The sequence below is a fragment of the Mycolicibacter nonchromogenicus genome (assembly GCF_002101775.1).
Lineage (GTDB): Bacteria > Actinomycetota > Actinomycetes > Mycobacteriales > Mycobacteriaceae > Mycobacterium > Mycobacterium nonchromogenicum.
This window is the reverse complement of the sequence record NZ_LQPI01000060.1, coordinates 114600-139833: the sequence shown is the minus strand read 5'-3', so window position 1 is coordinate 139833 and position 25234 is coordinate 114600. Positions and strand designations below refer to the sequence as shown.

At 66.4% G+C, this 25234-nt stretch carries 21 protein-coding genes; 11 read left to right on the top strand and 10 right to left on the bottom strand.

Annotated features, from left to right (window positions below):
• Window positions 1-5: 5 nt before the first annotated feature.
• On the top strand, window positions 6-2624 hold the full coding sequence (locus AWC18_RS16670; RefSeq protein ID WP_085139442.1) for a helix-turn-helix transcriptional regulator: 2619 nt from the start codon (window positions 6-8) through the stop codon (window positions 2622-2624).
• A 6-nt stretch (window positions 2625-2630) separates the two neighbouring features.
• Here AWC18_RS16670 and AWC18_RS16665 read toward each other — a convergent pair whose 3' ends face one another.
• Entirely contained in the window at window positions 2631-2894 is a 264-nt protein-coding gene (locus AWC18_RS16665) for a hypothetical protein (protein WP_085139441.1), read from the bottom strand.
• A 54-nt stretch (window positions 2895-2948) separates the two neighbouring features.
• Window positions 2949-3950 (bottom strand): acyltransferase, encoded by a 1002-nt coding sequence (locus AWC18_RS16660; RefSeq protein ID WP_085139440.1) that lies wholly within the window; start codon window positions 3948-3950, stop codon window positions 2949-2951.
• Window positions 3951-4166: 216 nt separating this feature from the next.
• Between AWC18_RS16660 and AWC18_RS16655 the strand changes: the two genes are divergently transcribed.
• From AWC18_RS16655 to AWC18_RS16635, 5 genes are all read left to right on the top strand, one after another.
• Window positions 4167-4358: a hypothetical protein gene (locus tag AWC18_RS16655; protein WP_064999523.1), complete on the top strand. Its 192-nt coding sequence runs from the start codon at window positions 4167-4169 to the stop codon at window positions 4356-4358.
• Window positions 4355-5122, top strand: a complete 768-nt coding sequence (locus AWC18_RS16650) for an ABC transporter ATP-binding protein (protein ID WP_234806558.1) — start codon at window positions 4355-4357, stop codon at window positions 5120-5122. Before AWC18_RS16655 ends, AWC18_RS16650 begins: the two co-directional genes overlap by 4 nt.
• Window positions 5122-7704 (top strand): ABC transporter permease, encoded by a 2583-nt coding sequence (locus tag AWC18_RS16645; protein WP_064999524.1) that lies wholly within the window; start codon window positions 5122-5124, stop codon window positions 7702-7704. The genes AWC18_RS16650 and AWC18_RS16645 overlap by 1 nt, the downstream gene beginning before the upstream one ends.
• Window positions 7705-7894: 190 nt before the next feature.
• Complete coding sequence (locus AWC18_RS16640) at window positions 7895-8719, top strand: hypothetical protein (RefSeq protein ID WP_131810697.1); 825 nt, start codon at window positions 7895-7897, stop codon at window positions 8717-8719.
• A 42-nt stretch (window positions 8720-8761) separates the two neighbouring features.
• Window positions 8762-10291, top strand: coding sequence for a PE-PPE domain-containing protein (locus tag AWC18_RS16635; RefSeq protein WP_085139439.1), 1530 nt, complete (start codon window positions 8762-8764; stop codon window positions 10289-10291).
• Window positions 10292-10309: 18 nt separating this feature from the next.
• Here the strand turns inward: AWC18_RS16635 and AWC18_RS16630 are convergent, their stop codons facing one another.
• The 5 genes from AWC18_RS16630 to AWC18_RS16610 form a co-directional block, all read right to left on the bottom strand.
• Complete coding sequence (locus AWC18_RS16630; RefSeq protein WP_337333733.1) at window positions 10310-13474, bottom strand: adenylate/guanylate cyclase domain-containing protein; 3165 nt, start codon at window positions 13472-13474, stop codon at window positions 10310-10312.
• Window positions 13475-13585: 111 nt separating this feature from the next.
• Window positions 13586-14695, bottom strand: coding sequence for a 3-beta-hydroxysteroid dehydrogenase (locus tag AWC18_RS16625; RefSeq protein ID WP_085139438.1), 1110 nt, complete (start codon window positions 14693-14695; stop codon window positions 13586-13588).
• 54 nt (window positions 14696-14749) lie between these two features.
• Window positions 14750-14992, bottom strand: coding sequence for an exodeoxyribonuclease VII small subunit (locus AWC18_RS16620; protein WP_085139437.1), 243 nt, complete (start codon window positions 14990-14992; stop codon window positions 14750-14752).
• Window positions 14982-16223 (bottom strand): exodeoxyribonuclease VII large subunit, encoded by a 1242-nt coding sequence (xseA, locus tag AWC18_RS16615; RefSeq protein WP_085139436.1) that lies wholly within the window; start codon window positions 16221-16223, stop codon window positions 14982-14984. Before xseA ends, AWC18_RS16620 begins: the two co-directional genes overlap by 11 nt.
• Window positions 16220-16822, bottom strand: a complete 603-nt coding sequence (locus AWC18_RS16610) for a lipid droplet-associated protein (protein ID WP_085139435.1) — start codon at window positions 16820-16822, stop codon at window positions 16220-16222. Before AWC18_RS16610 ends, xseA begins: the two co-directional genes overlap by 4 nt.
• A 96-nt stretch (window positions 16823-16918) precedes the next feature.
• On the opposite strand from AWC18_RS16610, the gene AWC18_RS16605 reads away from it, so the two are divergent.
• Entirely contained in the window at window positions 16919-17935 is a 1017-nt protein-coding gene (locus AWC18_RS16605) for a 4-hydroxy-3-methylbut-2-enyl diphosphate reductase (RefSeq protein WP_085139464.1), read from the top strand.
• Between the two features lie 44 nt (window positions 17936-17979).
• Here the strand turns inward: AWC18_RS16605 and AWC18_RS16600 are convergent, their stop codons facing one another.
• Window positions 17980-19710, bottom strand: coding sequence for a SulP family inorganic anion transporter (locus AWC18_RS16600; protein ID WP_085139434.1), 1731 nt, complete (start codon window positions 19708-19710; stop codon window positions 17980-17982).
• Between the two features lie 677 nt (window positions 19711-20387).
• Window positions 20388-21533, bottom strand: coding sequence for a DUF6542 domain-containing protein (locus AWC18_RS16595; protein ID WP_133055004.1), 1146 nt, complete (start codon window positions 21531-21533; stop codon window positions 20388-20390).
• A gap of 71 nt (window positions 21534-21604) precedes the next feature.
• On the opposite strand from AWC18_RS16595, the gene ychF reads away from it, so the two are divergent.
• From ychF to AWC18_RS21830, 4 genes are all read left to right on the top strand, one after another.
• Window positions 21605-22678, top strand: a complete 1074-nt coding sequence (gene ychF / locus AWC18_RS16590; protein WP_064998899.1) for a redox-regulated ATPase YchF — start codon at window positions 21605-21607, stop codon at window positions 22676-22678.
• A 223-nt stretch (window positions 22679-22901) separates the two neighbouring features.
• Window positions 22902-23909: an alpha/beta fold hydrolase gene (locus AWC18_RS16585; protein WP_109470429.1), complete on the top strand. Its 1008-nt coding sequence runs from the start codon at window positions 22902-22904 to the stop codon at window positions 23907-23909.
• 174 nt (window positions 23910-24083) lie between these two features.
• Window positions 24084-24425 carry a hypothetical protein gene (locus AWC18_RS16580; RefSeq protein WP_085139432.1) on the top strand — a complete coding sequence of 114 codons (342 nt, stop codon included), beginning with the start codon at window positions 24084-24086 and terminating at the stop codon, window positions 24423-24425.
• Window positions 24426-24553: 128 nt separating this feature from the next.
• Window positions 24554-24865, top strand: coding sequence for a hypothetical protein (locus tag AWC18_RS21830; protein ID WP_064998902.1), 312 nt, complete (start codon window positions 24554-24556; stop codon window positions 24863-24865).
• Here the strand turns inward: AWC18_RS21830 and arr are convergent.
• Entirely contained in the window at window positions 24802-25212 is a 411-nt protein-coding gene (arr, locus tag AWC18_RS16570; RefSeq protein WP_076047259.1) for an NAD(+)--rifampin ADP-ribosyltransferase, read from the bottom strand. The two genes, AWC18_RS21830 and arr, sit on opposite strands and share 64 nt — an antisense overlap.
• Window positions 25213-25234: the final 22 nt, after the last annotated feature.

Here is a 25234-nt window from a genome sequence, read left to right as displayed (position 1 = left end):
GCCGAATGTGCCTGGCGTGGCCGTTGGCCGGCCGCGCTGCGGAGATGCAGACGCTCCAAGAGGCCATCTCGAGTCCCGAGATCTCGGGGGTAGTCGTCTGCGGCGCGGCGGGCGTCGGGAAAAGCCGGATCTGCCGTGAGGCGCTGTCCGTGGCCGAATCGCAGCGACGCGAAATTCGCTGGGCGGTCTGTACAACTTCAGCACATAGCGTTCCGCTGGCGACCTTCGCTGCGTGGGCCCCGTCGGGTGTCACCGACATGGTTCAACTGCTTCGTGGTGTGATCGAGGCACTGACGGCCGGCCCATCCGGTGAGGCGGTGGTGGCAGTTGACGACGTGCACCTGATCGATGATCTGTCGGCATTCGTGGTGCATCAGATCGTGCAACGAGGCCTGGCGAAGGTGATTCTGTCGGTGCGTGACGGCGAATCGATCCCCGCCGTCGTCCAGGAGATTTGGACGGCAGGCCGCTTCGAGCGGCTTGGGCTGCAGCCATTGTCGCTGGACGACACCGCCGGGCTGCTGGCCTCGGCTTTGGGCGGTCCGGTGGATCTCGAGGCGGGTCAACGGCTATGGAAGCTCACGCTCGGCAACGTCTTGTATCTGCGCAACATCGTGGAACATGAGGTGGCCGAGGGGCGAATCGTACGAGAGAACGGTTTGTGGCGCTGGATCGGAGATCCGATCATCCCACCCAGCCTTGCCGAATTCATCGAACCTCGGATCGGATCCCTGCCCGGGCCGGTCAGCGATGTGATCGACGTGCTGGCAGTCGGCGAGCCGATCGACTTGGCGCCGCTGACGCGAATCACCAGTGCGGCCGCTGTGGAAGAGGCCGAGACGCGCGGCCTGATCGTGCTGGAGCCCGCCATGGGTGGTGTCGAGGTGCGGCTGGCGCATCCGCTGTACGGCGAGGTCTGCCGCAGCCGGGCGGCGACTACTCGGTTGCGAAGGTTGCGCGGACTGGTCGCTGCCGAACTCGCCGCTGCCGAGGACCCTGATGACGTCGCGGCGGTGGTGCGTCGCGCGACCCTGACGGTCGAGTCGGACCTCCCGCCAGACCCCGATCTGTTCGCCAGGGCTGCTCAGGGCGCGGTCTGGCTGGCAGATCTGGCCCTCGCCGATCGTCTTGCGCAGGCGGCCATCCGAGCCGGTGCCGGCCCGGAACCGAGTTTCGTTTCCGCGCATGCGCTGTCGTGGCTGGGACGTGGCGAGCAGGCCGAAACGATGCTGGCCCACGTCGATGAAGGGAAATTGACCGACCGGGACCGCGCCCGGCTGGCCTTCTTGCGGGCCAGCAACATGCTCTGGGCGCTTGGAGAGCCGCATCGTGCCAAAGAGCTCATGGATGCGGCGTCGCGCACCGTCTCGGCGCAGGGCCGAAGCTATATCGATGCCTTTCTGGCGGTGTACTGGTTCGCGACCGACGAGCTGGAGTCGGCGCGGCAGGCCTGCGAGCATCTCGATCTGGACGATCTGCCACCGGTGGTCGGGGCCGAGATCGCATGGGTGCTCAGCACCATCTCCGCGGATGCAGGACGCCTGTCGGAGGCTGTGGCCGCAGCCGACACCGGGTACACGGTCGCGGCTCGGTCATTGGACGCCCCGCACATGCTGTTCAACATCGCCGACTCGCACGTGAGCGCATTGGTTTTGGCGGGCCGGTGCGGTGACGCCCTCACGGTTGCCGAGGGGGTACGTCGGCAGGCAGCCGACCTGCCGGGAGCGGCCCAGTTGCTCGGTGCCGCCATAGCGGGCCGCGCGGCTTTGGCTGCCGGCCGCCTCGACATCGCCCTGCCGCTGCTGGAACAGGCCGCAATGGGGTTTTCCGACAGTGGACACCTCTCGGGTTGGGGATACCGCTATCTCATCCCACGCGTGGCCGCGCTGGCCATGGCTGGTCACGCCGGCGAGGCCGACGTCGCGTTCGATGCACTGGACCGGTTGCAGCGTCCGTTTCGTTCACTGGACTATGAGCGGAGTCTGGCCCGCGCCTGGGTGGCTGCAGGCCAAGGCGCTGTCACTGAGGCGATCGCCCTGGCGCTGTCGGCGTCTGAACGCGTTCGGGCCAAAGGTCAGTTCGCCGCCGAAGTGATGTGCCTTCAGACTGCGACACAGTTAGGCGACAGTTCCGGCGCATCACGCCTGCGCGAGTTGGAGGCCATCGTCGAGGGCCTGCGGGTCGGGATTGCCGCCCGATTCGCCACCGCACTACACAGTGGCGACGACGCGGAATTGGCTGCAGTGGCGGACGATTTCGAGCGAAGTGGCGACCTCGTGGCCGCCATCGATGCCCTCGCCCAGGCCGCACTGGCCTGCCGTCGCCAAGACCTGCGGGGCACCGCTTTGGGGTATTGCGCGCGTGCGGGCGCCCTGGCCGAACACTGCGGTGGGGCGAGCACACCGGCACTGCGGCAGGCCGCCGAACCTCTGCCGCTGACCGATCGTGAAACAGAGATCGTGATGCTGATCGGTGAGGGACTGTCCAACCGCGCGGTCGCCGAGCGACTGACTCTTTCGATTCGCACCGTGGAGAGCCACATCTATCGGGCAATGATGAAAACAGGCACCAGTAACCGTGACGAACTCGCCGCCCTGCGGCCCCGGAACCGGTTGGGCTCCTGACTCCGGTCAGCCGTGAACATCACGGTTCACTCGCGGAAGGACCTCGCCGATGCGCCGGAACCGGTGCAGGTATTCCCGCACCGCGGGTCTTGATAGGGCGTCGAACTCTTTGGGCGGCAGTGACATCTGAAACACCAGACCGTGACGTTCGGCCCCTTCCATCAGGGCGCCGAGCCCCGCGACGGGCACTCTCATCAACGGGGTGAAGTACGACGGCCAGGTGTCTTCGAAGTGGACGCGATAGACACCGAAGCCGCTCCAGTTCGTCATCAGCGGATTCCACCGGGCCGGATCGAAGGCCGTGGATACGCAGCGAGCGCCTCGCTATGCGCCGGCTGCGTCCAACAACTGTTGGTTGATGCGCATATCGCAGTGTTCCTCGCCAAAGTGGTCGACACTATGGCGGATGCGTTCGGCGATCGATCCGGCAGTCTCCCCGCGTCGCAGGTCCAGGTTGAGTGTCGTGAGGATGTTGCCGACAAGCATCTGATCAAGACCACAACGCTTCCGCGCGTTCACGGCGATCGCGAGACGACGACGATCCACCGCGGGATCCGCATTCATCAGCGATTCGGACATATGCGCGCACACAACGTCGTTGGCAGACAAACGCATGCGGTTACCGTAGGCGTCGCGCATGCGGGCGATCTCGTCGTCACTGAAGTAGAGATTCAGAGTGCGCTGCGTCCGGGCATCCTTTGCCATGTACACCGCGCTGCGGGCAAATTCGGCGAACCGGAGGCAACGTACCCCGGGCTCCCGAGCGCCGTCAGGAGGCAGATGCTCGTCGAGGTAGGCGGCGCGATCTTCCACGATCAACGGCTCCGCGACCGGCTGGCCTGCGGCCGCAGCGACCCACGCGTTCATGAAGTGCATCGCCGTCTGCATGTCGCCGATAGCGTGGTGCCAGGAGAAGCCGATCGCCGTCGCCTCCTTTGCGAGCTGGGTGACACGCACTTTGCACAACGGACCTCGTCCCCATCGCGCGGTGGGGCCGCTCACCGGGTCGACGAGCCAGTCGCCGGTGTCGGTGGATGCCGAACGGATCGCTTCAGTCAGCGTGCGGTCAGAGGACGCGACAGTGAAGGGCACCCCCTGGCCTGCGCATCGGATCCGCATCCTGCCGTGCCCTGAGGCCATCCGTCCAGCGAAGAGTGGAAGGGTCGTCAGGGCCTGTGCAAAGGCGCTGGAGAGCGCGCGCGCGTCTAGCTGCCTTTGGAAGAAGAAGACAATGTGGACCGCGAGGTTTGCGACGATGACATCGCCTACATTGCAGCGAATTTCGAACCGCTGCGGGCGCAGTGGCTGGATCAATTGGGTCGACATGTTGGCCTGGTTCCCCTGTTCATTGTTCCGCGGGCGCCATGTGGGGGCGATGTGCTGTCGCGCCCGAGGGAATCGTCGCTCGGGTGTCGTACAACGAGCTCAGTAGCGCGGTACTGCAAACCGCATCAAATTGCAGTGGTCCGCTACTGCATTCGCCGTGTTGGGACCGAGCCACGATTTCAACATCTAACGCGCAGAAGAAAGAAGGCGCTGATCATGTCCACGTTGTCCGCGGCACACGCCCATCCGCTGCTGGTGCCGCACTTGAAGCAGGTCGAGATAGTCGTGGTCGACACCGTGCGGGCGATGATCCACCGCACGGCACTGCCGGAACGGACTCACTATCTACCACCGAGGAGCCACCTTCTCGAGGACGCTGCCATGGCCAGAGAGATGCGCCACCTGTGACGGCGCAACCCGCGCAGGTCAGGGGACAGGGAGCTTCCGGCCGGCACCGCCTTCGCGGTGCCCCGAGGCCCGCGGCGCTGCGGCTCAAGGGGGTAGCCAAGCACTACCAACTGGGCGGCGAGCAGGTCAACGTCCTTGTCGAGTTCGACTTCGGAGTCAGCGCCGGAGAATTCGTTGTCGTGACCGGCCCGTCGGGGGCCGGAAAGTCGACGCTGTTGCATGTCGCCGGCGGGTTGGACGCACCGGACACCGGCACGGTCACCGTGGCCGGCCACGATGTGTGGGCGATGAACGCGCGGGCCCGCGCCGAGTTCCGGCGACGCAACCTCGGATTCGTCTTCCAGTTCTTCAACCTGGTACCGGTGCTGACCGCCATCGAGAACGTGTCGTTGCCGCTGGTGCTCGACGGGGTCCCGGCCCGGTCAGCGGATGCACGCGCCGAGGAACTACTGCACCGGGTCGGACTCGCCGATAGGGCCCGACACCGGCCCGCCGAACTCTCGGGCGGACAGATGCAGCGGGTCGCGGTGGCGCGTGCGCTGGCGGCCAGGCCATCGATCATCCTCGCCGACGAGCCGACCGGGAACCTCGACCGGCGCTCGTCGATGGAGATCGTCGAGCTGCTGCGCTCGCTGTCTGATGAAGACGACACCGCGGTAGTGGTGGTGACCCACGACCGGGCCGTGGCGCGCTACGCCTCGCGCGAAGTCCACTTGATCGACGGGCGCGCCTACGCGGTCGCCGGCGAAGCCGGCGCGCGCTGATGATGCGGCGCCTTTCGGCCGGCTGGCTGTCATTTCGGCGCATCCACCTCGCCGCGCTGGCCGCCGACTGGCGCCGGACGTTGCTCAGCGTGATCGGCGTCGCGGTGGGCGTGATGGTGGTACTCGGGGTCTTGGTGCTCAAGTCAGAGTTGGTCCGTCCGTTTGACGCATTCGGTCCGTCCCTGGCTCAGGCCGCCGATCGCGGGGTGGTGGAGGTCGCGCCGAACGTCAACGGCCGTTTACCGATTGACACGGTGGACCGCCTGCGCACCGAAGTTGCCGGAGCGCAGGCGGTGATCCCGATCGTGGCCAACCTGACGCCCGTGGACCTCACCGGAGGCAACAGCACACCTCCCACCGAGGCGGCTTCGGGCTTCTTCCTTCTCGGCGGGTCGTGTCAGATCGAGCTGCTGGTCGGGCCGTTCAACTGCGAGCAACGAGCCCATGAGGAGCCCGCAGCGGGCCCCGGTGTGCCACTCCAGATCCCGGCGGTGATCGCCCAGCGGCATCACCTGCAGCTCGGCGCCGAGCTGCGCATCCCCGGTCTGCCCCCCGGCTCGGCTCACGTGGGGTGGACATTTCCGGAGTTCGACCGCGTCGCGGGAATCAACGGCGGCTACGTCCTGATGGCGCCCTCCGGGGAGATCGCCGCTGAACTGCTCTCGGCCCGCGGCTACGTCACCGCCGCGTTCGTAGTGCCAAGGCCCGAGGCTGACGTTGCCGCCGACATCGACCGTGTCATAGCCGGTGTCGCAACCGCAGGCCCACCCCGGCCGCACCTGCCGGCCATGTTCGCCAGCGCCACACAGAGCCTCGACCTGACTGCGCTGTGCGGCGTGCTGATCGGCTTCCTCATTGCGATGAATACCATTCTGCTTGCGGTAGAGGATCGGCGGGCGGTGCTGGGGACTGTCGGTGCGATCGGCGCCAAGCCGGTTGGCTTGTTTGGCGGCATGCTGGGCGAAGGCGCCGTGGTGGGCCTTCTTGGGGGACTGGCGGGGGTGCCAGGCGGCTTTCTACTCGGGAGCTATCTGGTAGACCGGTTCGCGCGGTCCATGTTGTCCGGCTCGGGTGGCACCGTGGCAGCGCACTTCTCCCCGAGCCTGATCGTGGTCGGCGCGGTTGCCGGGGCGATCTGCGGACTGCTGGCGATGATCGGTCCGGCGACCCGGTTGGTCCGGGAAGGTCCGTTGGCGTCAATGGCGAGTGCCGGCGGGGTGCAGCGCGTCCGGACCATCCCGATCTGGCCGCTGCTGGTCGGGACGGCGGCGCTGTCGGGCGCCGTCGCGGTGATGGTGATCTATGAACACGGATCGCTGCCCACCAATGCGGGTATCAACGCAATGTCGGTGTGGCAGTTCGGGGTTGCGATGATGACGGTGTGGCTTGCCCCGCGCGGTGCCGGACTGCTGATAGAGCTGCTGACTGTCGCCCGCCCCGACGTCGGCCGTCTACTGGGAGCCGACGTCCGACGCTATGCGCTGTTGTTCGCCGTTTCCGCGGCGATCCTGGCCACCGGCACCAGTTTGGCGATCGCAGCGCAGAGCCTGCAGTTGCTCGGCACCGAGCAGGTCGCTGCGCAGAAGGCTCAGCGCTTGCCCGACTCCCTGCTGGTCTCCGCCCAATCGATCCTCGATCAGCGCGACGGCCACCTCCCCGATGCCACCTTCGCGCTGGTGGCCGACGCGGCCCGCGGGCACAGCGTGTCGTCGCGATGGAAGGCGATGATCTCGTCGGGCACCTCGTCACGCCTCGTTGTCGGCGTCACGCCCGGTGACTGGTACAGCCGGGGGCTGTATCAGCCGACCGGTGACGCCGACACGTTCTGGCAGCAGTTACGGGACGGGCAGATCGGACTGAGCGAGGTCGCCGCAAGCCGGCTCGGCGTGGCCCCAGGCGAGATGGTCGAGTTGCCCACCGTGGCGGGTTCGAAGCAATACCGGTTGGCCGGGATCGTCCGACCGCGGATGATCCATGACGCCGCGGTGGGCGATATCGTTGTGGCCCCGGACTCCGTGGCGCGCTCGGACTGGGCGGCAGTGCGCGATCAAGTCGCCGTGCGCTATCCGACCGCCGCCGACGCGACCGCCCATCGTGCTGATTTCCTGCGACTGGGCGCCGGACTATTTGTGTACGACAACCAGCAGTGGCGTTCTGCCGCCACCGCCGGACTCACTCGATTCCTGGAGCCCTTCACGGTTTCGGCATACGTGGTGATGGCCGCGGCCGGACTGAGTGTGCTCAACGTCTTCGTGCTGGGGCTGGTGCAGCGCAAGCGGGAACGGGCCGTGTTGCGGGCGATCGGTACCCGACCCGGGCAGGAGCAGGCTGTCGTCGTCGCCAACGCTGGGCTGCTGGGTCTGCTGGTGACGGTGCTCGGGGGGCTAGGGGGAGTGGGCCTCACCTATCTCTGGTCGCTGGGGTCACCGGTGTTCTACGGCATCAAGATTGACGGGGACGTGCTGGGTCTGCCGCTGCGAACCGGGGCGGCCGCGGTGACTGTGCTGATGTTGGCCGCGGCGCTCTATCCGACGGTCCATGCGCGCCGATTGGAGACGGTCGAGGTACTGCGAACCGCCTGACCGTGGTGCATCCGCCGGGGTTGGTGCCGGACAGCTCAACTGCCAGTAGTACTGCGTCGCTACGGAACGGGATTGCAGTAGTGCACTACTGAGGTCACCGTGCTGATTGCGAGTGACAGTTCTATCACCGAAGTTTCGAGACGATAGCCATCGGCGAGGAGCCGCTGGCTGGCCCGTGAAGGAGATGGTGGTGCAGCTTTCGCTTCGTCCCTGTGTCACTGTCGGTGTCACCGTCATCGCCGCCGGCCTGATTCATGTCACTCCGCCGGCCGCACCCGACATCGGCCAGCCGACCGTGGCACTGGCCGCCGCCTGGGACGTCATCGATGTGGTCGGCCCGATCGATACGGCGGCGGGCAGCCTCGGCGGTGTCGTCGATGTGCCTGTGCCGAGCCCTGCCTACGTCGACACCCCCTCATACCTAGATCCGGGGTTCTGGCAGTACTGGTGGACTTCGCTGTGGACCACCAACCCCATCGACTCGTGGTTCATGCTGATCAACGCTCTGGTGGAGATTCCGATTATCGGTCCCGTATTCAGTGTCGTCGGGTTGCTCTCGTTTGTGCTGTGGTTCTTCGGGCCGCATCCCGCGGTTGCCGACGACTTGGTTACCGGCTTGGAAAATCCCTATGACTCGGCGACCCCGGATGTCAGCGATCCTGTCCTGCTCACCGGAGCGGCATCAGCGCTAGGAGACAGCCCGGACATTGACGACGTTCTCACGGCCGTGGTCGGTGTGGCAGCAATGTCCGAACCTGCTGCCATGCTGGATGATCCGAGCACAATCGTGGATCTCGCTGCCCTGATATCGATCGTCGATCCCGACGCTACGGCGGACTTGGGCGTGTTGGACCGGGCCGAAGTTGTGGAGCCGTCCGTTTTGCCGAGCCTGGGCGGCCTCCCGGAACTGGACGAGGTTATCCCGGTGCTCGACATCAGCGCGGGAGCAGATGCGGACCACGTTTTCGATGACGGCGGGATCATCGATGCACTGGTGAGCGCCCTGGTCTTCTGACGGAGATTTCAGCCGTAACTCCATGGATAGGGGAATCAGATCATGTCTATTCTGACTGTCCGGCAAGCCCATTCGATAGGGCTCACCGTGGGCATCGCATGTGCCGGTATCGCGGGCATTCCGGCGGCGGCGGCGGAAGTGCCGTTGTCCGAAGCCGGCTTTATTCAGTTCACCGCGGGCGGTACGGCATTGGTCTACGACGGTAGTGGTAGCCCAGTACCGGACGCCCGATATCTGGATGCGGTCAACGCGTTGTACCTGCAGCCCAACGGCTTCACCGGCGCCATGGAGCCCGGGTTCGTGCCCGATGGGCTCTACCCGATCACCGGTATCCGAACCCTGGGATTCGGCACGTCGGCGGTTCAAGGCCAGTCGATGATGTTCGCCAACATTCAGAGTCACCTCGCCACCGGTGAGTTCAGTTCCGAGAACCCCCTCGTGGTTGTGGGCTATTCGCAGACGTCCACCGTCGCTTCGATGGTCATGTCGCAGTTGCAGGAGGCAGGCGTGCCCAGCGATGTGGTGCGGTTCGTGCTACTGGGCGATCCCAGCAATCCCAACGGCGGGATGCTGACCACGTTTGACCTTCCATCGGGTAACACCGGGGCCCTGAGCGCGCTGGACGTTCCCATCGGGCCACCCACCCCGTCGAATCTGTATGCCACCGATGTCTACACCATCGAATACGACGCCGCCGCAGACTTCCCGCACTACCCACTGAACCTGCTGTCAGTGCTCAATGCGCTGGTGGGCAACTTCACGGAACACTTCATCTACGCGGACATCACTCCCGAGCAGGTCGCCGACGCCATTCTCCTACCGGGTTCGGCGACACTTACCGGCGAAGGACTGACCGACTACTACATGATTCCGAATCCGGATCTGCCGCTGCTGATGCCGCTGTTGTTGATACCGTGGGTCGGACAGCCGCTCTACAACCTGCTGGAGCCGGTCACCCGGATCCTGGTGAACCTGGGCTATGGCAGCATCACCGAGGGCTGGAATCAGGGACCGGCCAATGTCGCCACCACCTTCGGGTTGTTCCCGCAGATCGATCTGGGCCAACTTGCTGCGGCCCTGGGCAGCGGCGTGCAGCAGGGATTCACCGATGCACTCGACGCTCTTGCGAATCCGGTCAGTTACGAAGAGCAGCTCGCCCCGTTGATGCCATTCGCAAATGCCTTCTACACGCATGGTTTCATCGACCAGGAGCCGACGTCGTTCGATGATGTGCTGGAAGGATTGCTGAGGATCGGTGGCTTCCCGGTTTCGGAGGTGACCTGGAGTTCACCGCCGTCAGAGATCATCGACATGCTCAGCAACACACTGGCCTACGACTATTCGGCGTTGGTGCCGGCTGCCGATGCCATCAATGCGCTGCTGACGAGCCTTCCCGCGTATGCGGCGAACATCTTGTTCGACCAGCTGGGTGCCGGGGATCTGCTGGAAGCCATCGGCCTTCCGGTAGCCGCCTATGGCGGTCTGGTCCCCCTCGACGCCCTGAACGGCGTAGCCCCAGCGCTGTTCGCGGTCTTAGGGACGGTGGACAATCTCTTTGAGCTGTTCTTCTGACCCGCGCCCGCGTCTCACTCACGCGGAAAACATTGCCCCGGCCCAGTCGATATGGCTTTGAAAGCCGAGCGATTCCGCCAAGTCACGGTACCGCGCAGCCATGTCGGTGAAGGCGTCCTCATCCCCGCGGGCCCGGCACAGCAGTGCGTTGAGACGCAGAAGCGTGACCTGATACATCGCGGGGCGTTGATCAGGCCACAGGTCTGCGAGTCGCTGGATCGCCCGTTCGGCTTCGGCCAGATCGCCTTCGGTGCCGCGTTCCAGCAGTGTTGCCACCAAGACCCCGGTGGCCCACAACCCGTAGAAGAGGTTGCCGACCCGGCACAGGTCGTTTACCGCTAGGCGCATCGCCACGATGGCAGCGTCGCGGTCGCCATTGCGGGCTGTCTCCTGTGCGGCCCACACATCGGTGACCGGGATGAGAAACAGCGCGCGTTTGCGCAGCCAAATGTCGCGGCACTGCAGGATCAGTTCGAGCCCGCGGTGACGGTCGGCCGCGCCGTCTCGACTGAGCAGCACCACACCTAAGGCGTAGCCGGCCAAGCCCAGTGCACGATCGCTGCTGGCTCGATGCGCGGACTGCACTGCCTCCTCGCACACGCGTTCAGCGCTGGCGCTGGGCCGAAGCGCCCCGTATTGCATCGCGAAACCGTAGGTCCAGGCGACGGTGCTGGCGAGGGTTTCGGCGTTGCTTCGGCGGGCCATTTCGACGGCGTCGTTCAAGTCGCGGTACCAGTCCGGACGGCCCAGCCACCACCGGGCAGTGCCCCGCCACGCCAGCGCGATCGCCAACGGGGATCCGACGCCGAAGTTGGCGCCTTTGGCCGGGTCTCCCTCAGCCAGGTCGATGATGGTCTGCGACCATCGCGCGATCGCTTCGAATTCTCCGACGCACAGCCAGTTGACGAACCCCATGAAAGCCAATCCCATAGTGGGAGAGCGATCGCCGATGGACTCGAACAGGGCCATCTGCTGGGAGGCCAACTGCGCACCTTCACGTGAGCGGCCTGCGTAGAGCAGCTCGGTGGCGAGCGCCGTCATCCCGATGGCCAAGGACACTTCGTCCCCGGTGGCCTCGCACAATGCGCGCAGCTCTTCGAATCGGCTTCGACTCTCCTGGACCTCGCGGGCCTGCCAGTCGGTGGCGCACAACATGGTTCGCGGGGTGATGCGCAGCGATAACTGGTCGGGCGAGTCGGCAGGCAACGCATCGGCGATCCGGCGTGCCCGCTCCCAGCTGCCGCGCGCGGCGACCAGATCACGGTTGGTGGACCAGGCGCCGGCGCGCATGTGCCAGGCATACGCCGCGTGCAGATCACCGGCTGCCTGAAGATGTTCGGCGATCAACGCCGCGTTGTCGTCCACGCAGCCGGGTGCGCCCTCTTCGATGGCGGCGGCCACCTTGCGGTGCCAGTCGGCCCGATCAGATCTGAGTTGGGATTCGTAGACCACCGCGCGGATCAAGGGGTGCCGAAACGCGTACACGGCGTGTGGGCCCAGGCGCACCTGATCGATCAGCTCAGCTTCCAGCAGTTCGCCGAAGTCCGCGTCGACACCCAATGTGGGCAGCAGTTGGGCATCGAAGCGTGCCCCGATGACCGAGGCCGCCCTCAATGTGCGCTTGGCGTGGCTGCTGAGCCTGTCGATGCGGGCCTCGATGGCCGCCTGCACCGTGGCGGGCACCGCGACGTCGGCGGCTCTGGCATGGCAGACGTAGTTGCCGTGCTCGCCTGTCAATGTCCCGCGCTGGGCCAACTCGCGCACCATCTCCTCGGCGAAGAACGGATTTCCGGCTGCTCGCCGAGCGATGATCGCGGCCAGTTCGGTGACCGAGGGGTGCGGCCCCAAGAGCTGACCGATCAGTGACGTGATGTCCGAATCGTCCAGCGGGGCAAGCGCTATGCGCTGGGCGGTGGGACGCCGCGTCAGCGCGCCCCGGTACTCGGGACGATGGGTGATCAACACCATTGACGGGGTGCGGGGGATCACCGCGAGAAAACTCGCGATCAGCGACTCGCTGACGGTGTCCACCCAGTGGGCGTCCTCGATGATGAACAGCGTGGGCTCGGTGCGGGCCCAGGACGCGACGTTGATCAGCGCGGTCAGCCTGCTGCGGCGGGTGTCGGGATCCCACTGGGGTAACTCCACGTGGGGGTCGGCGATGCCCAGCAGATCGTCGAGCAGCAGCATGTCCTGGGGATCGGCATGTCGAACGTGCTCTCGGACCCGCGTGCGGGCTTCCTCGCCGCTCATATCGGTAACGCCGATGCTGGCCCGCAGCAGTGTGGACACGGCGTGGAACGGCAGCTCGCTGGCGTGTGACTCGCAGAAGGTCCACACCACCTCGAGTCCGCGAGCGGCCGCTGCCGCGGCGGCCTCCCGAGCCATCCGGCTCTTGCCGATGCCGGGCGGTCCCACAACGGTGGCCACTGCGCCGTGCCCCCCGATCGCACGATCGAGGATCGCCTCCACAACGGCCAACTCCCCGTGCCTGCCGATCAGACGCGACTCCGAGCGCCGGATGACGCGGTGCCGGTCGGCCATACCCCTCAGCCGGCGTGCGGGCACGGGTTCTGCGGTGCCCTTGATCTGAACCGACTCCACCGCACCCAACGCGGCTTGGCCCTCGACGAGCCGTGCTGTCGAAGCGCTGAGCATGATTCCGCCGGGCGGCGCAACAGACTCCATCCGCTGGGCCATGCCCACCTGCTCGCCCACGGCGGCATAGCCGAACTGTCCCGAGCCGATACCGCCCGCGATCACCTCCCCGGAGTTCAGCCCGACCCGCAGCCGCAGCTCGACGCCGTCACGCTCACCGACGTCGACGGCCAGGCCGGCGGCTTCCTGTTGAATCTCCAAGGCAGCCAGACAGGCCCGGACGGCGTGGTCTTCCAGGGCGATCGGGGCTCCGAACACCGCCATGATCCCGTCGCCGGTCCACTGCGTGATCGTGCTGCCGTAACGGCGCATCACGGCCGCGCAGCGGTCGGCGAGGGCGGCCATGATCTCGCGTAGACGCTCCGTGCCGACCGTCGTGGCGATCTCCATCGAATGCACCACGTCGGCGAACAGCACCGTCACCTGTTTGTATTCGGCCGGTGTCGCGGCCGGTGCAACCGCCGTTCCGCACTCGTTGCAGAACCTGAAGGTTGCGGGCAGGCCAGTGCCGCATGAACTGCACACCAGGGTTGGCAGTTCCGACAGCGGCCCAACGCCGTTCACTCCGCTATCGTGACACCGCACACCCGCCGCTGGATACGGCGTTTGCCGAGAAACTTTGGCGCTGACTCCGGACTACTCGGGATGCGGCTCGGCGACCACAGTCGCCAGGTGCGGATGTGCCTCGGCCTTGACCCGCTCGAAGAGCTCCTTGTAGTAGGGCAGGCAGTCAGCCATGGCCTGCTCGGTGGTGAACAACGGCCGGTAGCCGAGGTCGCAGCCGGCCTTGGCGATCGAGAAGTAATTGTTGAGGTAAAGCCGTTCCACCGCACCGGGTTCCAGCAGCGGCTCGGGCAGGCCGAAGCGGAAGTGCAGCCACTGCCAGGCGAACATCACGTCGCGCACCATTCGCCCCGAGACCCGCAGCCGGGGCCAATGCTCACCACACGCCTCCACGACCGGGCGGGCGAATTCGAACATGTTGATCGGTTCGCCGTCGTTGATGAAGTAGGCCTGGCCGGGCGCCGATCCGCCGGGCACCAAGTGCTGCGCGGCCAGGATGAAGCCGTGAATCAGGTTGTGCACGTAGGAGTTGTCGAGCTTGGCGTGCTTGCTGCCGATGAGGACTTTGACGTGGCCGGCGACCACGCTTTCGAACAGCTTGCGGAACATGGTCTGGTCGCCGTCGCCCCAGATGCCCGATGGCCGGATCGCACAGGTCAGCATGCCGTTGATGCCGTTCTCGCCCAGCACGAACTTCTCGGCCACCACTTTGGTCTCGGTGTAGAGGTCGTTGAACTTGGTGGTGTAGGCCATGGTCTCGTCGCCGCCCGAGATGGCTTTGCCGCCCATCACGACACTGTTGGAGGCGGTGTAGACGAACCGCTTCACCCCGGCCCGCTGTCCGGCCTGCACCAGGTTCTTGGTGCCGTCGACGTTGACCGCGAAGCTGCGCCGGCGGATCTCGTCGGTGACCTTCGCGCCGCCCTGCAGATCGATGATGGCTGCGGTGTGGAACACGGTGTCGATATCGGCGACCGCCGCGGCCACGGTCTGCGGGTCACAGATGTCGCCTTCGACCTTCTCCAAGTTGGGGTGGTCGGGAAGGCTCGACGGCGCGCGGTCGAAGGACCGCACCTGGTAGCCGCGCTCCAGCAGCGTCTTGACGAAATTGGTTCCGACGAAGCCGGAACCTCCGGTGACCAATACCCGGCCGAGTTCAGTGGTCAGTGCAGGATCACCCATTGGGCGAGCATAACTGAACGTGTTTCAATTCTGGGCGCGCTCCGGAGAGGTAAGTCACACCCGGTCGTCGTCGCCGGGCTCGGAGTCCAGCGCTTCCTGGACTCGGCGTCGGGCGCCGGCCAGGTGTTCTTCGCACCGCTTGGCCAGCTGTTCGCCCCTTTCCCACAGGCTCAGCGATGCGTCCAAATCCATCCCGCCCTGCTCCAGCCGCTGCACCACGGCGATCAGCTCGTCGCGGCATTGTTCGTAGCCGAGCTCACTAACGGGTGTCACCGGATCGGCTTGTTCAGCTGCCATCGACACACCCCTCACTCGTCGCCGCGACGGCCCCGTCGGCCACCCGGATTCGCAACCGGGTGCCGGCCGCCGCATCCTCGACCGACCGCAGTACGTGCGGCCCCGTTGCGCCGACAGTCTGGACCACCGCGTAGCCACGCGCCAATGTCGCCGCCGGGCCCAGGGTAGCCAGCCGTGCCGCCAGGTGCTCGACCCGTTCGCTCTGCACGTCGACCAGCCGGGTGACCTCTCGGCGCACCGCTGCCAGGGCACGCTGTATCTCTTCGCTGCGCCTGGTCAGCGCGTGCAGCGGGTCGGCCAGCACGGGGCGGCTGCGCAGCTGGGTGAGCAGGCGTTCCTCGCGTACCACCCAGTGGCGTACGGCTTGCGCGCTGCGCCGGCGCAGATCGTCGACCAGCGCCTGTTCGGCGGCGGCATCGGGAACGATCCGCTTCGCCGCGTCTGTGGGGGTGGCGGCGCGCAGGTCAGCGACCAAGTCGCACAGCGGGCTGTCGGGTTCGTGACCGATCGCACTGACCACCGGGGTGCGGCACGCCGCGATCGCCCGGCACAGGGTTTCGTCGGAGAACGGCAGCAGGTCCTCGACGCTGCCGCCGCCGCGGGCCAGCACGATCACCTCCACGGCCGGGTCGGCGTCCAGGGCGCGCAATGCCTCGACGATCTGGGCGACGGCGGTGGGGCCCTGCACGGCGGTGTTGCGCACCGCGAAGCGCACCGCCGGCCACCGGGTGCCGGCCACCGACATGACATCGCGCTCGGCGGCGCTGGCGCGCCCGGTGATCAGCCCAATGGTGCCCGGCAGGAAGGGGAGTGGCCGTTTGAGCCGCGGATCGAACAATCCCTCGGCGTCCAGCAGCCGGCGCAGCCGTTCGATGCGGGCCAACAGTTCACCGATGCCGACGGCGCGGATCTCGCTCAGACGCAGCGAGAAGCTGCCCCGGGCGGTGTAGAAGTTGGGTTTGCCGCAGACCACCACCTGGGTGCCTTCGGTCAGCTTGACCGGCGCTGAAGCCACCAGTTCCGGGGTGCACGTCACCGTCAGGGACATGTCGGCGGCGGGGTCGCGCAGGACCATGAAGACGGTTCGCACGCCCGGGCGCAGATTGATCTGGGTGAGCTGCCCTTCCACCCACACCGAACCAAGCCGGTCGATCCACCCCTTGACCCGGATGGCAACCGCGCGGACCGGGAATGGGGTTTCGGCGGATTCGCCCGGGCCGGGGGAGGTCACTTCGCGGTGGTGCGGGCGATCCTGTTGGCCAGCAGCGTCTGGAACGGTGCGCGGGCCTTGGTGGCCTCTTCGTAGGCGAGCAGGGTTTCCAGCTCGTCGACGCTGAGCGACGCCAGCCGGGCGCGCAGCTGGGCCAGGGTCAGCGAGCCGTAGTCGAGTTCGTCGACCAGGTCCGGGGTGGGCACCGCAGAGTCCGCGGCACCGTTACGGCCGGTCGGGGCGTCGTCATCGACGGATGCGCTCGGTGGGGTGGCCCCGTCTTCGCTGAACGAATACAGGGCGAACCGCCCCTCGGTGCGTGCGCCGTCGGCGTCGTCGTCGAAGGTCGCGGTACCGCCGTCGAAGCTGTCCTCGACATCCTCGTCGAAGGTTGCCCACTCCGGCTGTTCGTCCTTCGGCGGGAACAGTGATTCGAGGGTGCTGTCGCCTTTGTTGACCAGCTCGGCGACGCCCTGCTGCCAGCGCATCACGGCGTGTGCGGCCTGGCTGGCCAGGGTCATCGGGTAGGTCAGGATGGTTTGCGGCAGCTTCAGGGTCTCCTCGACCGCGACGGTGGCCGCGCCGACCAGAAGCCGGACTCCAAAGGGTGCAGTTGCCATGGCCCTTAGCCTGCCTTACCTGACTGTCATCTCCAAGTATTGACCGGCATGGCGCGAGCTGGCGGTCTCGCGTCGGCAGACCGTACGCTGGTTGCCATGCCGCCGACCCTCCCTGTGGAGACCTCCGCCAGCCCGGGGGCGCCGGTCCCTGCCACCCATACCGGCAAGCGGGTGCTGCTGGCGGAGCCGCGCGGGTACTGCGCGGGCGTGGACCGGGCGGTCGAGACCGTCGAGCGGGCGCTGGAGAAGCACGGCGCTCCGGTGTATGTGCGGCACGAGATCGTGCACAACAAGCATGTGGTGGACACCCTGACCAGCAAGGGTGCGGTCTTCGTGGACGAGACCGACGAGGTCCCCGAAGGTGCGATGGTGGTGTTCTCCGCGCACGGCGTGGCACCGACCGTGCACGAATCGGCCAACGACCGCAGACTGCGGGTCATCGACGCGACCTGCCCACTGGTGACCAAGGTGCACAACGAGGCCAAGCGATTCGCCCGCGACGGCTACGACATCCTGCTGATCGGCCACGCCGGCCACGAAGAGGTCGTCGGGATCATCGGCGAAGCCCCCAACGACGTGCAGCTGGTCGACGGACTCGACGCGGTGGACACGGTGCAGGTGCGCGACGAGAACAAGGTCGTGTGGCTGTCGCAGACCACGCTCAGCGTCGACGAGACGATGCAGACGGTGGTCAAGCTGCGTGAGCGGTTCCCGAACCTGCAGGACCCGCCCAGCGACGACATCTGCTACGCCACCCAGAACCGTCAGACCGCGGTCAAAGCGATGGCCCCGGAGTGCGAGCTGGTGATCGTGGTGGGCTCGCGGAACTCCTCGAACTCCTGCCGGCTGGTCGAGGTGGCGCTGGGCGCTGGTGCCGGTGCCGCCCACCTGGTCGACTACGCCGAAGACATCGACCCCGCGTGGCTGTCTCCCGAAACCGGGGCGGTGCAGACCATCGGCGTCACCTCGGGTGCGTCGGTGCCGGAGATCCTGGTCCGCGGTGTGCTGGAGCGCTTGGCCGAATACGGCTACGGCGCGGTGTTCCCGGTGGCCACCGCCAACGAGACCCTGGTGTTCGCCCTGCCCCGCGAGATCCGGTCCAATCGCCGCTAGCGCGGATCATCGCCGGCGCGGCGTCGAGTTGCGCTAGGTGGTCGTCAATCCGTTGCTTGGGGGCGCTCCAACGCATCGAGGCTGGCCAGGGCAATCCGCGTACTCGTCTGGTGATTGGACAGGGGCCGCATGCGGTCCCACCCCTCGATCACCAGCGTCGGCCTGTCGTCCCGGCCGCTGAACTCCTCGAGGAAATACCGAAGGGTCTCACTGGTCGTGTGATCGACGAGCGGCACGCGCCAGCTCAAGTGCAGTCGCACCGTCTCGGTACCCTGCGGAAACCGCCCCAACTCCCGAATCATGTGGAACAGGTTGAAACACACCAGCGAACCGTCCAGGTACAGGTGGTAGGTGCCCGCATCGAAATCCCGGTGCGACACGGGGTTGCGGAAGAGTCCGAGCAACCGGCTGACAAGACTCGGGTTGGCCGAATCCGCGCGGTTGCCCGCAGTGTGCCACAGACTCTCCAACCACAGATTCAGCACCAATTTCACGGCGACGCCGGCGAGAAGGCCGACGAGCAGGTCGGTCGTCAACGTCACGAGCAGGGTAATCGCGAAGATGACGAACTGCTCGGTGCCGACCCGTGCGACATTGAGCCACACCGCGGGTTTGCACAGCTTGTAGCCGATGAACACCAGGACGGCGGCCAACACCGCCAACGGGACCATGTTGATCAGGTCGTTGAACAGCAGCACGAATATCAGCAGGAAACAGGCGTTGTAGAAGTTGGCCCACTGGGTCCGGCCACCGCCCAGGATATTGGCGGTGCTCTTGATCATGCCGGGGATGATGGTCAATCCACCGAGCGCGCTGGAGGCGACGTTGGATGCGCCCATGGCCTGCAGGGTCTTATCCGGGTCCGAGCGGCGGCGGAAGGGGTCGATCCTGTCCACGGCCGCGATGGTGGCCAGGGACTCGGCGCCGTCGATCAAGACCAGGGTGATCACCAGGTAGGCCAGCGACAGCCATAGCTCGGGATGGGCGAACACGGTGCCGAACTGGGGCATAACGACCCCGTCCATCACCGAATTGGGGACGTCGATCAGGTACTGCCTGTCCAACTTGAGGATGAATACGCTGGCGAGCGTGCCGAGGAAGAACACCCAGACGGGAGGCGGCAGCACCTTCAGCATTCGCCCGGGTAGCGCCGTCAGCACGAAGAGTCCCGCCAGGCAACTGATCCCCAGGACGAAGACCTGAGGGTGCATCGACCCGACATGGCGGGGGACTTCGGCCAGGATCTCCCAGAATTCGTGAGCCTCGAAGTGCACACCCATGAACAGTGGGATCTGCTTGGCGATGATCATCAGGCCGATCGCCGCCAGCATGCCGTGAATGGCCGCAGCCGGGAAGATGGCGCTCAGACGGGCCACCTTCAACTTGGCAAGGATCAACTGCACGATCCCCGCAAAGGCGATCGCAACCAGAACCAGGGGATATCCCGCCGCAAGCAATTCGGATTTCGAGGCACCCTCGCCCAGGCGGATCTGTCCCAGCGTGATCATGCCGGAGAACAGGACCGGCGCCAGTCCCGCCGCCGGGCCGCTGATGGTCACATACGAGCCACCCAAGAACGGCAGGACAAAACCGGCGATGATCGCCGACACGATCCCGCAGATCGGCGGAGCGCCCGAGGTGATGGCGATTCCCATCGAGAACGGCAGCGAGATCATGGCCACCGTGAAGCCCGACCGGAGGTCATAGCGCCAGTGCTTGAGACCGGCCAGGCCGTTGCGCGGCTTTTCGGTCGGAACGATCAGGTTCTGGGACATGGGTCAGATCTCCGGCGGCGACTAATGGGGGTAAAGCGCTGCCGTATTACGCGCGGCGCCGAGCCGACTTTAGGACGGGTGGATGGCGAATATCGGGGCGGGGCGGAAAAGCCCCAAGAATGGTCATTAACGCGGAATTTGCCGCTGAAACGGCCGTACCGGAGCCGGCGCTACCGTCATCGTGGCGGGCGCGGTGGACCGTGTGCCGAATGCATACGGTGACCTGCGAATATACTGCCAGTTTGCCCCAGGTCAACCCCGTGGTTGCCGACCGTCGGCGCCGGTGCGAGTGCTCTCATTCCGGGCGGGGATGCGACGCCCGTAACAATGTCGTGTGCACAGGAAGTTGGCAGCTAGATTCACAGTAAATGAGCAGATTTGGTGCCCGAACAGCGGAATAGGCCATTATCAAAGGGGTCGAGATAGCTGCACGGAACCAGTTTCAGGTGGTGTCGACGACTCACCCCGGACCAGCAGGAGCTTGGTCCTACCAGCACCTCAGCCGGCCTCGCCTCCTGGAATGGCCTGGCCCGCTGTCGCCGAGGGGCCCGCTGCCGCCGAGGGGGGCCCGCTGCTGCCGAGCCGGAATTACGCTGCACGACACGCGCTGGGCGCGTCGCGCGATTCCGGCTCGACACGGGCGCACGGAACGGCACCCCGCTACCGGGATGCGTGGTCTAGATGTCGAACTCCCAGGAGTCGGCTTCCTCGCTTGGTTGACGCGTGCTGCCACGGGGTGGCGCGTCGGCTGTGTCGCCGGACCTGCGGTAGCGCACCTGCGAAACGGGGTGCCGGGTGCCGGTGCCATTACCGCGACCCTCGCCGCCCGTAGGCCGGCGTCGGGGCATCGATTCGGCTGGGTCGGCGGGGCGGTAGCTGCGCCCACGCGGATCCCGGTTGGCTCTCGGATCTGCGGTGCGTGCCGAGTCGTGGGGCGGGCGCGGGCGCCGTCGCGGCTGGTCTTGCCAGTCGGGCGCCGGGCGCCGCCGGGGTTGACGCTCATCGCGCGCCTCGGGGGCTGGCCGCCGCCGCAGGGGCTCGTCGCGGCCGTCGGCTGCCGGCCGGCGGCGCGGACGCGGCTGCTCCGCGGCGCGGCCGTCCATGTCTGGCCGGACGTGCCGCGAACGCGTGGGCGTCGAGCCGTTCGCGCCACGGCGCTCGGAGGAGCCGGAACGCGTGCGGGAACCCGCACCCGTGCGCGCGTTCCGCCGGGATTCTGCACCGGGGCGGCGGGGACGCTGCCCCGGACGTTCCTTGCGGGCAGCGGGCTGTTCGATGGCGTGCGCGGGGTTGCGGGTCAGCGCCGAGGTGAGCATGGCGCCGACTCGATCGCTGAGCGTGCCCCGCTTCGGGGTGTCGTCGTCCTCGGTGGCGCGCTTCGCGGGGCCGTCCAGCATCCCGAGATACCAGCGGACCATCCCGATCAACAGCACGGCCGCGGCGGTGAACAGCATCAGCGGGAAACGTTCGATCAGGGGATATCCGCAGTTGATGATGATGGCCTTGAGGCCGGGGAAGCCCCCACCTCGCAGCATCCAGTATGCGCTGGGCACGGTGGCGAACAGGATCAACGGCGGCTGGACCACCGTCGTGAACACCGCCGACTGCTGCACCATGAGCACCGCTGCGATACAGCCCATCGCGTAGAGGGCCGAGAAGACGATGCTCAGTTCTTTATCGCCCGAGCCGGCGTCGAACGCCACTCCGACCGCGGTCGCGACCACCGCGACTGCCACGGCGCTCCACCACGGCAAACCGGCGATGCTCGGCAAAATCGAACGGTGGTCAGCGGCCACTGCCGACTTCTCCCGCGCTACTGCCACACACTGACGGTACCGGCTGTCAACGGCGGGGGCGCACGGCGGCACGCCCCCGGGCTTAGACTTGGCTTCCCGTGAGCCTGAGTCTGGGAATTGTGGGGTTGCCCAACGTCGGTAAGTCGACCCTGTTCAACGCGCTGACACACAACGATGTGTTGGCCGCCAACTACCCGTTCGCGACGATCGAGCCGAACGAGGGTGTGGTGCCGCTGCCCGACCCCCGGCTGACCAAACTGGCGGAGATCTTCGGGTCCGAGCGGATCCTGCCCGCGCCGGTGACATTCGTCGACATCGCCGGCATCGTCAAGGGCGCGTCCGAGGGCGCCGGTCTGGGCAACAAGTTCCTGGCCAACATCCGCGAGTGCGACGCCATCTGCCAGGTGGTGCGCGTCTTCGCCGACGACGACGTGGTGCACGTCGACGGCAAGGTGGACCCCGAGGCCGACATCGAGGTGATCGCCACCGAGCTGATCCTGGCCGACATGCAGACCCTGGAAAAGGCCATCCCGCGGCTGGAGAAGGAAGCCCGCAACAACAAGGACCGCAAGCCCGTGCACGAGGCTGCGGTGGCCGCCGCGGCGATCCTCGACAGCGGCAAGACCCTGTTCGCCGCCGGGGTGGACCCCGCTCCGCTGCGCGAGCTGAACCTGCTGACCACCAAGCCGTTCCTGTATGTGTTCAACGCCGACGAGTCGGTGCTCACCGATGCCGCGCGGGTCGCCGAGCTGCGGGAGCTGGTGGCCCCGGCCGACGCGGTGTTCCTCGACGCCAAGATCGAAGCCGAACTCGCCGAGCTCGACGACGAGTCGGCGATGGAGCTGCTGGAGTCGATCGGCCAAAGTGAGCGCGGCCTGGATGCGCTGGCGCGCGCGGGTTTTCACACACTGAAGTTGCAGACCTATCTGACCGCCGGGCCCAAGGAGGCCCGGGCCTGGACCATCCATCAGGGCGACACCGCCCCCAAGGCGGCCGGGGTGATTCACACCGACTTCGAGAAGGGCTTCATCAAGGCCGAGGTGGTCTCCTACGACGACCTGGTCGAGGCCGGTTCGATGGCAGCCGCCAAGGCCGCCGGCAAGGTGCGCATGGAGGGCAAGGACTACGTCATGGCCGATGGCGACGTGGTGGAGTTCCGGTTCAACGTGTAGTTGCTGACGCGTCGCCTTTTCCGATGGTTGAGGCCAGCGGAACCGGCACCGAGTTTGCCGGGCGGTTTGCGTAGGCACGATGTTGCCGCGATGTTGCTTCCCCGGTGTTGCGGCAGCATCCCAGGTGACGGGAACGGGTCGCGCGTTAAATCATTGAAACATCGGGTGCGCAACGGGCCGGTACGCGGTTAGCTGTAGGTAACTGCGCATGAGGGAGCACCGGATGGCTGCGCGTAAGCCGCGACTGCGGCCGGTCTCGGATGATCCGGCCCGAGTCGAATACCGAACCGTGCACGGATACCGCCGGGCATATCGGGTGGCCGGGGACGGGCCACCGTTGTTGTTGATCCACGGGATCGGAGACAATTCGTCGACCTGGGAGCCGCTGATCCCACTGCTGGCGCAGAAGTACACGGTAATCGCCCCGGATCTGCTCGGTCACGGACTCTCGGATCAGCCGCGCGCCGACTATTCCGTGGCCGCGTTCGCCAACGGTATGCGAGATCTGCTGTCGGTCTTGAGTTTCGACCGGGTGACGGTCATCGGGCACTCCTTGGGTGGCGGGGTGGCCATGCAGTTCTGCTACCAGTACCCGCAGATGGTTGATCGGCTGGTGTTGGTGGCTGCCGGCGGTGTGACGCGCGACGTCAACCCCGCGTTGCGGCTGGCGTCGCTGCCGGCCGCACCGCAAGTGCTGGCCGCGCTGTCGGTGCCGGGGTTCGAGACGGCGCTTCGGATGGCTCGGTGGCAGGTCGACAAGGTGAGCCTGCCGCCGCTTCTGGCCGATCTTCCTGAGATCCTGCGGGTGCTCGGTGATCTGCGTTCACCGAACAAGCGGGCGGCGTTCGTGCGGACGCTGCGCGCCGTGGTGGATTGGCGCGGGCAGATGGTCACCATGCTCGACCGCAGTTATCTCACCGAACGACTCCCGATCATGATCGTCTGGGGGACCCACGATCTGGTGCTGCCGTATGCGCACGCCAAGCTCGCGCACGCCGCCATGCCGCATTCGCGGCTGGAAACCTTCGTCGATTCCGGTCATTTCCCGTTCCGTGACGACCCGCTACGGTTCGCCGACCTGGTCGACGACTTCATAACCAACACGGTGCCGCTGGATTTCGACCTGGAACGGTGGCGCCGACTGCTCACCGACGGAGCGCCGGACTCAGCGGTGAAAGATCCCGATGAGGAGTTGCTGCGCGCGTTGACAGACGGCCGCAGCGCCACCTGACCCGTGGGTATGGCCTGGAAACGGGTAGCGCCGGCCTGACAGATTCACTTCAACATGGCGTGCGAAGAGTTCGCCCATGGAGGCTGAAAGCGCCTGTCGGACTTCCATCTAATCTATTTGGCAGCGCCGTCACCAGGCGCCCTTACACAGGAGCGTGACAACAGGAGAGTGACTATGGGGTCAATTCGGATCTTGGGTGTGGCCGCAGTCATCGCGGGCATCTCGGCGTTGGGCACCGGCCCGGCATCCGCTGACGGACTTTCCGGGACATATTCGGGTGTGGTGACCAACGCCGGCGGCTCGACTACGACGCAGACGTACATATTCACGCCGTGCGGCGAGGGGTGTCTGCGCTTGGAGGTGCCCGGCGGAGCAACTCGCGACCTGCACCAGGAAGGTGGCGTGTGGACCCGCACATTCCAGGGCGATTGTTCGGAGACGTTCGACCCGGCGACCCTCAGCGGGACTTATCGGTGCCTTGGTGAGTTCCAGATCCAGTTGACCAAGGTGGACTGACCTCTGATCCAGCTGCCCGGTCGTGGACCGTGCATGATCACCCCGCGGGTAGGCCACCGGCCGAGAAGTCGCCTACGTGTGTCTCGCCGGTGACCTCACCGCGACGGCGATGGGGCAGGCTCATCGTCATGTCGGTGGTTGAGGCGATCTATCTGGTCGCGGCTGTGCTGTGGATTGTTGTGGTGGTGGCCGCGGCGTGCGTCGGAGGCCACTACCTGGTCAAGCTTCGGACCAGGCGACGCCAGGTGGCCGGGCTTTTCGACACGGTGCGGCTGTCAATCGAGCGTGCCATCGTCCCGTATCGGGCCGTGGCCGCCGGCGGCGCGGCCGCACTTCAGCGGGTGGTTGCTGCAAGCGGCGCCCTCGCGAGCGTCGCTCAGTTGATGATCTCGTCGAGCCCGTCGGCGCGCAGCGCGGCCAGCCGATCGCGCCATTCCTGAAGTACCTCGGGAGGCAGTCGCGGCCAATCGATGATCTCTTCGACGACGCGTAACGGTGCACTGCTGCGGTAGGAACGGGTCGGGTTGCCGGGGAACTTCTTGTCGGTGACGTTGGGGTCGTTCTCGAACTCCCCGGTCGGTTCCACGCGGTACACCCGCGGCTCCCCGTCGCCGGCGGCGAGCTCGGCCGCCAGCCCGGCCCCGCTGACCAAAGCGGTGAAGTAGATGTGGTTCATCACGATCTCGGGGCGGTAGTTGGAGCGAAAGCCCGCGGTCAGCAGATCCCCAACCGCCAGTTCGGCCTTGGTGCCATGGAAGAACGGGCCTTCGTCGTCGATCACGGTCATCGGATCCAGGGTATCGACGGGC

Bases quoted from the DNA above. Each gene is read 5' to 3' on its own strand.
- AWC18_RS16600 (WP_085139434.1), bottom strand. From the start codon at position 19,710: ATGTCCCAGAACCTGATCGTTCCGACCGAAAAGCCGCGCAACGGCCTG.
- AWC18_RS16585 (WP_109470429.1), top strand. From the start codon at position 22,902: ATGGCTGCGCGTAAGCCGCGACTGCGGCCGGTCTCGGATGATCCGGCC.
- AWC18_RS16670 (WP_085139442.1), top strand. From the start codon at position 6: ATGTGCCTGGCGTGGCCGTTGGCCGGCCGCGCTGCGGAGATGCAGACG.
- AWC18_RS16645 (WP_064999524.1), top strand. From the start codon at position 5,122: ATGATGCGGCGCCTTTCGGCCGGCTGGCTGTCATTTCGGCGCATCCAC.
- arr (WP_076047259.1), bottom strand. From the start codon at position 25,212: ATGACCGTGATCGACGACGAAGGCCCGTTCTTCCATGGCACCAAGGCC.
- AWC18_RS16655 (WP_064999523.1), top strand. From the start codon at position 4,167: ATGTCCACGTTGTCCGCGGCACACGCCCATCCGCTGCTGGTGCCGCAC.
- AWC18_RS16620 (WP_085139437.1), bottom strand. From the start codon at position 14,992: ATGGCAGCTGAACAAGCCGATCCGGTGACACCCGTTAGTGAGCTCGGC.
- AWC18_RS16660 (WP_085139440.1), bottom strand. From the start codon at position 3,950: ATGTCGACCCAATTGATCCAGCCACTGCGCCCGCAGCGGTTCGAAATT.
- AWC18_RS16665 (WP_085139441.1), bottom strand. From the start codon at position 2,894: ATGACGAACTGGAGCGGCTTCGGTGTCTATCGCGTCCACTTCGAAGAC.
- AWC18_RS16580 (WP_085139432.1), top strand. From the start codon at position 24,084: ATGGGGTCAATTCGGATCTTGGGTGTGGCCGCAGTCATCGCGGGCATC.
- AWC18_RS16635 (WP_085139439.1), top strand. From the start codon at position 8,762: ATGTCTATTCTGACTGTCCGGCAAGCCCATTCGATAGGGCTCACCGTG.
- AWC18_RS16625 (WP_085139438.1), bottom strand. From the start codon at position 14,695: ATGGGTGATCCTGCACTGACCACTGAACTCGGCCGGGTATTGGTCACC.
- AWC18_RS16605 (WP_085139464.1), top strand. From the start codon at position 16,919: ATGCCGCCGACCCTCCCTGTGGAGACCTCCGCCAGCCCGGGGGCGCCG.
- AWC18_RS16610 (WP_085139435.1), bottom strand. From the start codon at position 16,822: ATGGCAACTGCACCCTTTGGAGTCCGGCTTCTGGTCGGCGCGGCCACC.
- AWC18_RS21830 (WP_064998902.1), top strand. From the start codon at position 24,554: ATGTCGGTGGTTGAGGCGATCTATCTGGTCGCGGCTGTGCTGTGGATT.